Origin of the sequence: Bauldia litoralis (assembly GCF_900104485.1) — a bacterium.
Classification (GTDB): domain Bacteria; phylum Pseudomonadota; class Alphaproteobacteria; order Rhizobiales; family Kaistiaceae; genus Bauldia; species Bauldia litoralis.
The window spans coordinates 431,210-444,776 of the sequence record NZ_FMXQ01000005.1; the positions used below are offsets into that span (position 1 = coordinate 431,210).

Consider the following 13,567-nt stretch of genomic DNA (forward strand, 5'->3'; position numbering starts at 1 on the left):
CTACTGCGACACGACGCCGGCCGGCGCCGCCGCGATGTCGAAGGCGGCGGCCATCAGCGCCTTGGTGTAGTCGGTCTCAGGATGGTCGAAGACCTTGGCCGAGGGGCCATGCTCGACCACCTTGCCGGCGCGCATGACGATGATGTCATTGGCCAGCGCCTTGACCACCTTGAGGTCGTGGCTGATGAACAGGTAGGCGAGGTTGTGGCGCTTCTGCAGGTCACGCAGCAGGTCGACGACCTGCGCCTGGACGCTCATGTCGAGGGCCGAAGTCGGCTCGTCGAGCATGACGAAGCGCGGTTCCAGCACCATGGCGCGGGCGACCGCGATGCGCTGGCGCTGGCCGCCGGAAAATTCGTGCGGATAGCGATGGCGGGTGGCGGGATCGAGCCCGACCTCCTCCAGCGCCTTGACCACCTTGCGATCACGCTCGGCGATCGACAGGCCAGGCGCATGGATGCGCAACCCCTCCTCGATGATGTCGGAGACCGACATGCGGGGGCTGAGCGAGCCGTAGGGGTCCTGGAAGACGATCTGCATCTCGCGGCGCAGCGGCCGCATTTCCTTGAAACTGTTGCCCTGGATCGAATCGCCGAGGAAGACGATCCGGCCCTCCGACGAGATCAGCCGCATCAGCGCCAGGCCCAGCGTCGTCTTGCCGGAACCGGACTCGCCGACGATGCCGAGCGTCTGCCCCTCGCGCACCGCGACGTCGATGCCGTCGACCGCCTTGACGTGGCCGACAACCTTGCGCAACAGGCCGCGCTTGATCGGGAACCAGACCTTGAGGTCGTCGGCGGCCATCACCACCGGCGCCTTGTCGTCGGACACCGGCGGCTCGCCCTTCGGCTCCGCCGCCAGCAGATGGCGGGTGTATTCGTGCTGCGGGTCGGCGAAGACCGCCTCGGTCTGCCCGGTCTCGACGATCTTGCCTTCGGTCATCACGCAGACCCGGTCGGCCATCTTGCGGACGATGCCGAGGTCATGGGTGATGAACAGCATCGACAGGCCGGTGCGCTTCTGGAGGTCGAGCAGCAGTTCGAGGATCTGCGCCTGCACCGTCACGTCGAGCGCCGTCGTCGGCTCGTCGGCGATGAACAGGTCGGGCTCGTTGGCCAGCGCCATGGCGATCATGACACGCTGGCGCTGGCCGCCCGACAACTGGTGCGGATAGGCGCCGAGCCGCTCCGCCGCGTTCGGGATCCCGACCTGGTCGAGCAGTTCGAGGACGCGCTTACGCGCCGCCGCTTCGCCCATCCCCTGGTGCAGCTTCAGCACCTCGCCGACCTGGCGCTCGATGGTGTGGAGCGGGTTGAGCGAGGTCATCGGCTCCTGGAAGACGATGCCGATATCGGCGCCGCGCACCCGGCGAAGCTCCGCCTCGGGTGTCGCCAAGAGGTCGGTTCCCTTGAACCTGATCTCGCCGGTCGGGTGCGAGGCGGCCGGATAGGGCAGCAGCTTCATCACCGACAGGGCGGTGACCGACTTGCCCGACCCCGACTCGCCGACCAGCGCCACGGTCTCGCCCCGCGCGATGTCGAAGCTCACCCCGCGCACCGCATGGGTGACATGGCCGCCCTGGCGAAAATCGACGCCGAGATCGCGAACGGAAAGGAGCGGTTCGCTTGTCATCTATTCGAACACCTTGCGTGGATCGAATGCGTCGCGCACGCCTTCGCCGATGAAGATCAGCAGCGACAGCATGATCGAGATGACGAAGAAGCCGGACAGGCCGAGCCATGGCGCCTGGATGTTGTCCTTGCCCTGGGCCAGCAATTCGCCGAGCGACGGCGAGCCGGGCGGCAGGCCGAAGCCGAGGAAGTCGAGCGAGGTCAGCGTGGTGATCGAGCCGTTGAGGATGAATGGCATGAAGGTGAGCGTCGCCACCATTGCGTTGGGCAACAGATGGCGGAACATGATCGTCGCGTTGCCGACGCCGAGCGCCCGGGCCGCGTTGATATATTCGAAGTTGCGGCCGCGCAGGAACTCCGCCCGCACCACGCCGACCAGCGACACCCAGGAAAAGAGCAGCAGGATGCCGAGCAGCACGAAGAAGCTCGGGGCGATCACCGAGGACAGGATCAGCAGCAGGTAGAGGGTCGGGATTGACGTCCATATCTCGATGAAGCGCTGGAAAAGGAGGTCGGTCCAGCCGCCGAAATAGCCCTGCACGGCGCCGGCCGCGACGCCGATCACCGACGAGATGATCGCCAGCGTCAGGCCGAAGAGCACCGATATCCGGAAGCCGTAGACCACCCGGGCGACGACGTCTCGGCCCTGGTCGTCGGTGCCGAGCCAGTTCCAGTTGCCGAGCGTGCAGTTGGGATCGTCGACGCCGAGCGGATAGCGCGAACAGCGCTCCTCGAGGCTCATCGTCCACCACGGCGGCGCCGGGGCCGGCGTGGCAATCTCGTTGTTGACCGTGCGGTTGGCGTAGCGGATCGGCGGCCACACCATCCAGCCGTTGGCGAGGATCTCGTCCTGGATGAAGGGATCGCGATAGTCGGTGGTCGCCAGGAAGCCGCCGAATTTCGATTCCGGATAGTTGTTGAAGACCGGGAAGAGGATCTCGTTGTTGTAGGAAACGACGATCGGCTTGTCGTTGACGATGAACTCGGCGAACAGCGAGCCGATGAACAGCACCAGGAAGATCCACAGCGACCAGTAGCCCCGGCGGTTGGCCCTGAAATTCTGCCAGCGCCGGCGGTTGAGCGGCGAGATCGTGAAGCGCCGCGGCGGCGGTTCCGCCTGTCCCGGCTCCGGGTAGATGGTCTCCAGTCTTTCCTTCTCGAGCACCTGGTCCATGTCAGACCTCGCGCGTCTCGAAGTCGATCCGCGGATCGATCACCGTGTAGGTAATGTCGGAAACCAGGTTCACCACCAGCCCCATCAGCGAGAACATGTAGAGCGTGGCGAAGACCACCGGATAGTCGCGGTTGATCACCGATTCGAAGCCGAGGAGGCCCAGCCCGTCGAGCGAGAAGATCGTCTCGATCAGCAGCGACCCGGCGAAGAAGGAAGAGATGAAGGCGCCGGGGAATCCGGCGATGACGATCAGCATCGCGTTGCGGAAGACGTGCCGGTAGAGGACGCTGCGCTCGGTCAGCCCCTTGGCCCGCGCCGTCGTCACGTATTGCTTGCGGATCTCGTCGAGGAAGGAGTTCTTGGTCAGCAGCGTCGTCGTGGCGAAGGCCGACAGCGCCATCGCCGTCAGCGGCAGCGCCAGATGCCAGAAATAGTCGAGTATCTTCTCGTACCATGGCAGCACCGACCAGTTGTCCGAGGTCAGGCCGCGCAACGGGAAGAGGTCGAAGAAGCTGCCCCCGGCGAACAGCACGATCAGCAGGATGGCGAAGAGGAAGCCGGGGATCGCATAGCCGACAATGATGACGCCGCTGGTCCAGATGTCGAAGCGCGAGCCGTCCTTCATCGCCTTGCGAATGCCGAGCGGGATCGAGATCGCGTAGGAGATCAGCGTCATCCACAGGCCGAGCGATATCGAGACCGGCAGCTTTTCAGCGATCAGTTCCAGCACCGAGATGTCGCGGAAGTAGCTCTCGCCGAAGTCGAAGCGGAAATAGTTCCACAACATCAGCCCGAAGCGCTCGATCGGCGGCTTGTCGAAGCCGAACTGCTTCTCGAGCTGGGCGATGAATTCCGGGTCGAGGCCTTGCGCGCCGCGATAGGCCGATGTCGCCTCGCCGCCACCGCCGCCCTCGGCGCCGACACCCTGGAAGTCCCCGCCGCCGCCGGTGAAGCGGTCGGTGGCGGAAACGTCGCTGCCCTGCAACTGGGCGATGATCCGCTCGATCGGGCCGCCCGGCGCGAACTGAACGACCAGGAAGCTGATCGCCATGATGCCGACCATCGTCGGGATGATCAGCAGGATCCGCCGCAGGATATATGCGCCCATGCGTCCTCTTTATCCGGCCTTGCCGATGGCCGCCGCCCTGTCGCGGTCGAACCACCAGGTGGTTTCGGGGGTGAAGGCGTAGTCCGGCTTGATGTCCGGCCAGCCAAACACGTCCCAATGCGCGACTCGGTGCTTGCCAAGATACCAGTTCGCCACCCAGTAGTGGCGGGCGCGAAGCACGCGGTCGATCGACCGGGTCAGCGCCATCAGCTCCTCGCGGGAGCGGACTTCGGTCATCCGCTCGAGCAGGGCATCGACCACCGGCTCGCTGATCCCGGCGTAATTGAAGGTGCCGGGCGTAGCGGCGGCCTGGCTCGAAAAGATCTGTTGCAACCCGTCGAGGGGCGTCGGGGTGAACTTGACCGCGAACATCACGATGTCGAAATCGAAATCGGATGTCCTGAGTTGGTACTGGGCGGGGTCGATGACGCGCAGCGAGGCGTCGACGCCGATGCGCTTGAGATTGCCGACCAGCAAGCTTGTCACCGGTTCCAGCGACGCGGTGTTGAGCAGGAATTCGACCGTGAGCCGATTACCCTCGGCATCGACGAGGAACCGGCCCTCCTGCGTCCAGCCCGCGGCGGCGAGCAGGTCCGCCGCCTGGCGCAGGATGGCCCGGTCGGTCCCCGTCCCGTCGCCGTCCGGCGGCACATAGGGTTCGCCGAAGACGTCGGCCGGCAGATCCGCCCGGAAAGGCTCCAGCAGCGCCAGTTCGTCGGAACCGGGCAGGCCGCTGGCGGCGAAGTCCGAATTCTGGAAATAGGACACCTGGCGCGCATAGGCGTCGAAGAAGAGGTTGCGGTTGGCCCACTTGAAGTCGAAGGCCAGGCCGATCGCCTGCCGGGTCCGCGGGTCGGAGAATTTCGACCGGCGGGTGTTGATCATCCAGCCCTGGATTGACGGCCGCTTCTCGCCGGGAAAATCCGACTTGACGACCTTGCCGGCGTCGACGGCCGGGAAGTTGTAGTCCTGCACCCAGGTCTTGGAGGTGAATTCTTCGCGGAAGGTGAGATCGCCCTTCTTGAAGGCCTCGAAGGCCGGCTGGCGTTCGCGGAAGAAGTCGATGCGGATGACATCGAAATTGGCGAAGCCGACATTCACCGGCAGGGCCTTGCCCCAGTAGTCGTCGACCCGCTCGAGTTCGATATAGCGGCCGGCGCTGAGATTGCCGACCTTGTAGGCGGCCGAACCGAGCGGCGGTGTCAGGGTCGCGGCGTCGAAGGCATTGTCGGTGTAGAAGGCCTTCGAGAAGATCGGCAGGTCGACGATGGTCAGGATCGTCTCACTGTTCTGGGTGCCGTCGAGCGTCACGACCACGGTGCGCGGATCGACCGCCTCGACGCTCGCCATCGGCTTGATCACCTGGGCGATGTTCGGATGCCCCTGCGCCTGGAGCAGCGTCAGCGAGAAGGCGACATCCTCCGCCGTCAGCGGCGAGCCGTCGTGGAAGCGCGGCGTGTCGCGCAGGTGGAAGGTGAAGACGTTGCCGTCGGCCGAGACGTCGACGGTCTCCGCCACCAGGCCATAGACCGCGTCCGGTTCGTCGTCCGCCCGGGCCATCAGCGTATCGAAGATCATCTCGATCCGCGGCGGCGCGTCACCGCGCAGCACGAAGCCGTTCAACGTGTTGAAGGTCTGCGGATTCTGGTTGTAGTACCAATAGGGCGGCTGAAAGACCATCCGCCCGCCCTTCGGCGCGTCGCTGTCGACATAGTCGAAATGCTTGAATTCCGGCGGGTATTTCAGGTCGCCGAAAATCGACAGCCCGTGCAGCCCGGTCTTGCCGGCCGCCCAGGCCCAGGGCGTCATCGCGGCGAAGGCGGCCGCGCCGCCCGCCAGTTGCAGCGCCGCGCGGCGGGTCAGCCCCGCCGATGCCACCGTCACTGCCGGCCTCCGACCTCGGCCGCCTTCTCGGCGTCCCACCACCAGATCGTCGGGAAGCCGATGACGAAGCGCCCGTAATCCTCGGGGTGGCCGAAGCGATTCCAATAGGCGATCCGTTCGGGCAGGATGGTGTAGCTCGGGATGATGAAGTGGTTCCACATCAGCACCCGGTCGAGGGCGCGGATCGCGGCGATCTGCTCCTCGCGATCCTTGGCGAAGATGATCCGCTTGATCAGCGCGTCGACCGCCGGGTCCTTGATGCCGGCATAGTTGCGTGACGAGTCGCGATCGGCCGCGTCCGAACTCCAGAAATCGAGCTGCTCGTTGCCCGGCGAATTGGACTGGCCCCAGCCGGTATAGATCATGTCGAAGTCGCGCGAGCGCACCCGGGTGACGAACTGGGTCGAGTCGACCGAGCGGATCGAGGCATCGATGCCGATCCGCTTCAGCGCCTGCTGGAAGGGCAACGCGACCTTCTCGAGCGTCGCGCCGTTAAGCAGGATCTCGAAGGAGACCGGGTTGCCCGACGGGTCGATCATCCGGTTGCCCTCCAGCGTGTAGCCGGCCTCCTGGAACAGCTCGACGGCCTTGCGCAGGTTCTCCCGCGACTTGGTGCGGTCACCGCCGACCGGGTTGGTGTATTCGGTGGTGAAGACCTCCGGCGGCACCTGGTCGCGCACCGTCTCGAGGATTTCCAGTTCCTTGCCCTCGGGCAGCCCCTGCCAGCCGATCGGGATGCCAAAGAAGAAGGAGTTGATCCGCTCATACTGGCCGAAGAACAGCGTCCGGTTCAGTTCCTCGAAGTCGAACGCATAGTTCAGCGCCTGGCGCACCTTTGGATCCTGGAAGACCGGCCGGCGGAGGTTGGGCACGAAGCCGACCATGACGCCGGACACCTGCTCGAGCTCGACCAGTTCCTTCTTGATCCGCCCCTGGGTGACCGCCGGAATGTCGTAGCCGGTCGCCCAGCGCTTGGCCTCGTTCTCCTGCCAGAAGTCGAAGGCGTCGGCCTTGAAGGCCTCGAACTCGACATTCAGGTCGCGATAATATTCGTAGCGGATGGTGTCGAAGTTGTTCTGGCCGATGTTGATGTTGAGGTCGGCGCCCCAGAAATCCGGCACCCGCTCGTAGGTGATGGAACGCCCGGGGCTGACGGCGGCGACCTTGTAGGGGCCGGATCCGAGCGGTGGCTCCAGTCCGCCCGAAGCGATGTCGCGCTGCTTGCCGTTGGCGTCCGTGCCTTCCCACCAATGTTTGGGCAGGATCAGGATTTCGCCGACGATCTGCGGCAATTCGCGGTTCCCGGTCTCGTCGAAGGTGAAGGTCACCTCGCGCTCGCCGGTGATCTCGGCGCCGGTGACGTGCTGGTAATAGAAGCCCTGGCTCGGGTTGAGTTCGATCAGCTTCTCGTAGGACCACACCACGTCTTCCGGCGTGATCGGCTCGCCGTCATGCCACTTCGCGTCGGGATGCAGGCGGTAGGTCACCGACGAGATGTCGTCGGGCACCCGCATCGCCTCGGCGATCTGCGGGTACTGGCCGGAAATGTCGAGTTCGTCGAGCGCCCGGATCATCAGGCTCTCGTAGATCAGGCCGAGACCGTCGGCCGGGATGCCGCGTGACAGGATCGGGTTGAGGGAATCGAAGGTCGGCGACGCGCCGGAGAGTCGCGCCGTGCCGCCCTTCGGCGCATCGGGATTGACGTAGTTGAAGTGGGGGAAGTCAGGCGGGTAGCGCGGTTCCTCGATCAGGCTCGTTGCCTTGACCCACTCGCCCTCCCCGTCGGCGGCGGCGACGGTGGCCGGGACTGCGAGGGCCGCGAGGGCGACGATCGAGGTCAGTATCCGTCGCATAGGCACGCGACTCCTTTTTCCGCGCGGCCATGGCGACCGCCTGTCCGTATCTCCGGTTATATTAAGGGCGGAGTTGCGGCAGGCACACCTCGGAAGCGCTACCTTACCGAAATTTCATGGGAAATCGGCCGCGCGCACGGTCGGCGCGCGGCCGAAGCCACAAATGCAATCATAAGTTGCGACAGTCCGGCCTATTCGGCGGCCGGTGATTCGGGCTCGGCCGGTGCCGCGTCGGTCGCCGGGGCATCGGGCTCGGCCGGCGCCATGGTTTCGGCGGGAGCCGCATCCTCGGCCGGCGCTGCCGCATCGGCAGGAGCGGCCGTGTCGTCGGCCGGAGCGGCCGCATCTGCCGGTGCAGCGTCCTCGGCGGCAGGCGCGGGGTCTTCAGCCGGCGCCATCGTCTCGGCAGGGGCCTCGGCGTCGGCCGGTGCTGCGTCCTCAGCGGGGGCAGCGGCGTCCTCGGCCGGAGTCTCAGCCGGCGCGGCGGCATCGGCCGGCGCGGTGCCCTCGGCCGGAGCGGCCATGTCCGGTTCGGGCTCCCCAGGGGTTTCCGGCTCCTGGGGAACGGCGCCGACCGGGGTCGGCAGCGGCATCGGATCGCTCGAAAGCGTGCGCAGATAGGCAATCACGTCGGCGCGCTGGTCGGGGTTCTTCAGACCGGCGAACGCCATGGCGGTGCCGGGGATGTAACCCTTGGGATTGGTCAGGAAGAGATCGAGGTCCTCGTAGCTCCAGACCGCGCCTTCGTCGTGCCTGGCCAGCAGCGCCTCGGAATAGTTGAAGCCTTCCATATGGGCGAAGGGTGCGCCGACGACGGCCCACAGGTTCGGGCCGACCTTGGCCGGGCCGCCCTCTTCAAAGGTATGGCAGGCAACGCATTTCTTGGCCTGCCCCATGCCTGCTTCGGCATCGGCGGACTGAAGACGCTCGGCGATCGAGGCGACCTCGACCACGGCCGGGCCGCCGCCATCCTCGCCTTCTCCGCCGACCACGGCGATGACATAGCCGGGCTCTTCGACATGCGGCGGGGCGTAGATGATCTCGGAGATGATGCCGAGGCCCATGACGCCGACGGCCGTGCCGAGAACCGCGCCTGCAATCTTGTTGATTTCGAAATTCATTGCTCGGTTTTCCGCCCGGCTTGCTTCGCGGGCCGGAATCGCTACGCCGGCCTGCCCGTCGGGGCGGAAACTACAGGCTTTTCGGCGGCGGAGGCAACACGTATAAGCGCCATCGCATTGAGACCTTTTGCCCCGGTCGGACCGGGCGCGGCGGAGCCCACCTGCCCATGTCACGATCCGAGACGATCATTCTCGTTCCCGCCCGCATGGCCGCCAGCCGCCTGCCCGGCAAACCGCTGGCCGACATTCACGGCGAGGCGATGATCGTCCATGTCTGGCGGCGCGCCATGGAAGCCGACCTCGGCCGGGTGGTCGTCGCCACCGACGATGCCGGCATCGCCGGCGTCGTGCGCGGCGCCGGCGGCGAGGCCGTCATCACCCGCGCCGACCACGTCAACGGCACCTCCCGCATCTTCGAGGCGCTGGCGATCGCCGACCCCGACGGCAAGGTCGAGGTCATCGTCAACCTGCAGGGCGACCTGCCGACGATCCGGCCGGAAACCGTCCGCGCAGCGCTGCTGCCGCTGGCCGATCCGGCGGTCGATATCGCCACCATTGCCACGGAAATCGTCCGCGAAGAGGAAAAGACCGCCTCAAGCGTGGTCAAGATGGTCGGAACCCCGGTCGGCGACCGGCTGTTCCGCGCCCTCTATTTCACCCGCGCCACCGCGCCGACCGGCGAGGGGCCGCTCTACCACCATATCGGCCTCTACGCCTATCGCCGCGCCGCGCTCGCCCGCTATGTCGGCCTTCCCCCCTCGCCGCTCGAGCAACGCGAGAAGCTCGAACAGCTCCGCGCCCTCGAGAACGGCATGCGGATCGACGTGGCGCTGGTCGATGCCGTGCCGCTCGGCGTCGACACCCCCGCCGATCTCGATCGCGCCCGGACGATGCTGGCGGGTTAGCCGTCCCGGCGACCCGCCTCGGCGCGGTTCGCTTGATTCCCGGCGCGATCGGCATCGCTCCGGCGAACAGCGACAGCGTTCGACGACGTTCGACTATCCTTAAGCATCCGCCGTCCTCTCGCCTGTTCAGGCGCATCGCCTGGGCTATAGTGGCCCATCACTTTCACCAGAGGATCCTCGATGACGCGGTATCTCGAAACCAGGCGCCGGACGTCCCGTCTCGCGATCGGCCGGGCGCTGCTGTTCGGTATCGCCGCGACCTTCCCGGCCGCAACCGCCCTGCACGCGGCGGAAGCCGATCCGGAAACCGTCGCCGCGGTCGAGGCGCTGGCGCCCGATCTCGAGGCCTATGTCGAAGCCGGCATGAAGGACTTCGACGTGCCGGGAACCGCCATCGGCATCGTCGTCGGCGATGAACTCGTCTATGCCAGGGGCTTCGGCGTCCGCGCCAGGAGCGGCGAGAGCGCCGTCGATCCGGCCACCATCTTCCAGATCGGCTCGACGACGAAAGCGTTCCTCGCCACGACCATGGCGATCGCCGTCGACCGGGACCTGTTCCAATGGGACGACAAGGTCGTCGACCTCTTGCCCGACTTCCAGCTCCTCGACCCGTGGGTCACCCGCGAGTTCCGGATGTTCGACCTGCTGGCCCAGCGCTCCGGCCTGCCGCCCTATGCCAATGACGACCTCGCCTCCTTCGGCTATGACGAGGATGCGAAGATCCACTCGCTGCGCTACGTCGCGCCGGTGTCGAGCTTCCGCACGACCTTCGCCTATACCAACATCACGCACCTGATCGCCGGCCGCATCGTCGCCAGCGTCGAGGGCGCGGCGGACTGGTACGCGGTTCTCCAGAAGGACATCCTCGATCCCCTCGGCATGGACCAGACGACCTATACCGCCGACGCGATCGAGGCGGCGCCCAACCACGCCAACGGGCACCGCTACCATCCCGACGGCGTCACCGAGATCCCCTTCGACCAGCTCTTCCCCTATGATTTCGGCGGCGCCGGGGCGATCAACTCGTCGGTCGAGCAACTCGTGCCCTGGCTCCGCCTGCTGCTCAACGACGGCGCCTTCGATGGCGAGGAGATCGTCTCGCCGCACAACCTCGCCGCCACCTGGATGGCGCGGGTCGCCCTGAACGACGCCGTCACCTATGCCAATGGCTGGATCAATCTCGCCAATCCCAACGGCACCGTCACCTGGCACAATGGCGGCACCGACGGCTTCGGCGCCTTCGTCGGCCTCGACCGCGTCCGCAAGATCGGCGTCGTCGTGCTGACCAACCAGACCAATGTCGGCTTCCCCGACGCCGTCGGCCTGTGGACCTTCGATCGCCTGCAGGGCAACCCCGACGTCGATCACGTCGCCAACATGCTCGAGCGCCAGGTTGCGACCTACGCGGCGCAGGACGAGACCTTCGCCAAGCCGGACGATGCGCAGCCGCCGCCGGCCTTCGGCCCCCTCGTCGGAGAGTTTGCCAGCCCGGTCTTCGGCAAGGCGACCTTGTCGCAAGCCGACGACGACCTCCTCCTTCGGCTGGCCGAAACCGGCGCCGGCATCCAGCTCTCCCCCTGGGACGGCGGCGTCTTCACCTTCAGGCTCGCGGCCGACGGCGACTTCGCCGCCATGGCCGAGATCCTCGGGCCGACGCCCCGGGGCTTTGCCGCCTTCGTCACCGGCGCCGACGGCCAGCCCGACACGCTCCGCCTGACCTTTGGCGACGGCCAGGCCTACGACTTCAGCCGCGACGAGGACTAGCCGCCGCGGCTGCGGCTCGCGCTCGGGCGGCAGGCGGAAAAAACCGCCCGCCTCCGGCCGAATACTGCTAAAGCCTCGCCATCCCCAACCGACCGGCGACACGACCCATGCCCCGCTTGAAAAAAATCGTCTTCCAGGGCGAACCCGGCGCCAACTCGCACCTTGCCTGCCAGGAGGTCCATCCCGACTACCAGGCGGTGCCCTCGCCGACCTTCGAGGACTGCTTCGGCGCGGTCGACCGGGGCGAAGCCGACCTGGCGATGATCCCGATCGAGAATTCGGTCGCCGGCCGGGTCGCCGACATCCACCACCTGCTGCCGACCTCCGGCCTTCACATCGTCGGCGAGCATTTTTTGCCGATCCGCTTCCAGCTGATGGCGCCGAAGGGCGCGAAGCTCGCCGACATCAAGACCGTCCACAGCCACATCCATGCGCTGGGCCAGTGCCGCAAGATCATCCGCGCCAACGGCTGGAAGCCGATCGTCGCCGGCGATACGGCGGGTGCGGCCCGCGAGGTCGCCGAGGCCGGCGACACGTCGCGCGCCGCGCTGGCGCCGGCGCTGGCTGCCGAGCTCTACGACCTCGCCATCCTCAAGCGCAATGTCGAGGACGAGGCCCACAACACCACCCGCTTCATCATCCTGTCGAAGAAGGACAAGCGGGCGAAGCCCGGCAACGGCCCGGTGGTCACCACCTTCGTCTTCCGCGTCCGCAACGTCCCGGCCGCCCTCTACAAGGCGCTCGGCGGCTTCGCCACCAACGGCGTCAACATGAGCAAGCTGGAGAGCTACCAGCTCAACGGCCAGTTCACCGCCACCCAGTTCTACGCCGATGTCGACGGCCACCCGAAGGACCGGCCGCTGGCGCTGGCAATGGAAGAGCTGCAATTCTTCTGCGCCGAATTCCGCGTCCTCGGCGTCTACCCCGCCAGCCCCTTCCGCGAGGGCATGGGGTAGCCGGGCCAACGCTCACCCCCAAGCCGGCCCCACCCCCAGCCGCTCATCCCCGCGAAAGCGGGGACCCAGACTCGAGCCGGAACTCGGCCGCAAGATCATCCCACTCGGGCATCACCGCCGCCGTCGCCTTCCCTCCTCCGTCATCCTCGGGCTTGACCCGAGGATCGGCCGGGGCCACGTGAGCCGCGGCCGAGCAGGTTGCGGACGCTGGTGCAACCGCCCTGCGTCGCGAAGCCGGCACCCGATCCTCGGGTCAAGCCCGAGGATGACGGTCGGTAGGTGGTTGGACGGAGTGCCTTGCGCACGAAACGCCACCCCCTCGGTTGATGTTTCCAGTGCACCCGTCAGCGCCGCGCGCCCCCTCCACCACCGCTTCGCGGCGGTCCCCCTCCCCCGCTGCGCAGGGGAGGATGAGCCCGGTCGTCCGCCGCACCAACCGTCATCGCCGGATACGCCTCCCGTCACCACCGCGATCCTCCCCCGTTCACGGAGGAGAGGGACCACCCGAAGGGTGGTGGAGGGGGCGCTCGCCCGCCAGGAGACTGGCCATCCGGTCGCGCGCCTCCCCGTCATGGCCGCGCTTGACGTGACATGCAGGCCCGCCCCCCCACCGGGCATAACAAAAATCCCATCCCCCTCGTCCGATCCGCCCGTATCCTCGTCGCATCCCCGCTCACCGAGGGGCGCCGTCCGGAGGCGTTCGTGTGGCGGAGCGGGGTGCGGTGTCCGCCGGTCGTCTCGCACACGATCGACGGAGGCTCGTAAGCCGTCAGCCGGCGCCGTCAGGCGCGCCGGCCGCGCGAGGCTCCAAAGGCTGCGCTAAAGGCGGACAGGGGTCAGCCAGGGACAGGCCGCAAAGGGGAAACCCGGACGGACATCCCTGGTGGTCTAGAGGCGCGCCGTCCCTGAGGAGCCGCCTCGCCCCCGTCAGCCCAGACGGTGCGTTCGCCCAAACCACCGCGGCGGGTGCTTCTGAAGCGCCCATATTCGGACTACCCGGTTGGCGTTGCAGCAGCACCCGCCACCCCCTCGTCTCTCAAGAGGCGAGGAGCGCCGACAGGGCGCGACAGGGACGGGACAAGAGTAGGGTGGGCAAAGCGGCAAAGCCGCGTGCCCACGCGGGATCAACCACAATCCGGAGCGGATTCGCTCGCGGCGACGAAGGCGTTTG

General features: G+C 66.9%; 9 protein-coding genes. 3 read left to right on the forward strand and 6 right to left on the reverse strand.

The window, feature by feature from the left end:
- The 6 genes from BLT60_RS14355 to BLT60_RS14380 form a co-directional block, all read right to left on the reverse strand.
- Nucleotides 1-1,632, reverse strand: a complete 1,632-nt coding sequence (locus BLT60_RS14355) for an ABC transporter ATP-binding protein (RefSeq protein ID WP_090877134.1) — start codon at nucleotides 1,630-1,632, stop codon at nucleotides 1-3.
- On the reverse strand, nucleotides 1,633-2,805 hold the full coding sequence (locus BLT60_RS14360; RefSeq protein WP_090877135.1) for an ABC transporter permease: 1,173 nt from the start codon (nucleotides 2,803-2,805) through the stop codon (nucleotides 1,633-1,635).
- A 1-nt stretch (nucleotide 2,806) separates the two neighbouring features.
- A complete protein-coding gene (locus tag BLT60_RS14365) occupies nucleotides 2,807-3,913 on the reverse strand; it encodes a microcin C ABC transporter permease YejB (RefSeq protein ID WP_090877136.1) in 1,107 nt (368 codons plus the stop codon).
- Between the two features lie 9 nt (nucleotides 3,914-3,922).
- Nucleotides 3,923-5,797, reverse strand: coding sequence for an extracellular solute-binding protein (locus tag BLT60_RS14370; protein WP_244521267.1), 1,875 nt, complete (start codon nucleotides 5,795-5,797; stop codon nucleotides 3,923-3,925).
- Nucleotides 5,794-7,650, reverse strand: a complete 1,857-nt coding sequence (locus BLT60_RS14375; protein WP_090877137.1) for an extracellular solute-binding protein — start codon at nucleotides 7,648-7,650, stop codon at nucleotides 5,794-5,796. The genes BLT60_RS14370 and BLT60_RS14375 overlap by 4 nt, the downstream gene beginning before the upstream one ends.
- Before the next feature lie 191 nt (nucleotides 7,651-7,841).
- Complete coding sequence (locus BLT60_RS14380) at nucleotides 7,842-8,771, reverse strand: c-type cytochrome (RefSeq protein ID WP_090877138.1); 930 nt, start codon at nucleotides 8,769-8,771, stop codon at nucleotides 7,842-7,844.
- A 167-nt stretch (nucleotides 8,772-8,938) separates the two neighbouring features.
- Between BLT60_RS14380 and BLT60_RS14385 the strand changes: the two genes are divergently transcribed.
- From BLT60_RS14385 to BLT60_RS14395, 3 genes are all read left to right on the forward strand, one after another.
- On the forward strand, nucleotides 8,939-9,676 hold the full coding sequence (locus BLT60_RS14385) for a 3-deoxy-manno-octulosonate cytidylyltransferase (protein WP_090877139.1): 738 nt from the start codon (nucleotides 8,939-8,941) through the stop codon (nucleotides 9,674-9,676).
- A gap of 180 nt (nucleotides 9,677-9,856) precedes the next feature.
- Nucleotides 9,857-11,440, forward strand: a complete 1,584-nt coding sequence (locus BLT60_RS14390) for a serine hydrolase domain-containing protein (protein WP_090877140.1) — start codon at nucleotides 9,857-9,859, stop codon at nucleotides 11,438-11,440.
- A gap of 107 nt (nucleotides 11,441-11,547) precedes the next feature.
- On the forward strand, nucleotides 11,548-12,396 hold the full coding sequence (locus BLT60_RS14395) for a prephenate dehydratase (protein WP_090877141.1): 849 nt from the start codon (nucleotides 11,548-11,550) through the stop codon (nucleotides 12,394-12,396).
- The last annotated feature ends 1,171 nt before the right edge of the window (nucleotides 12,397-13,567 follow it).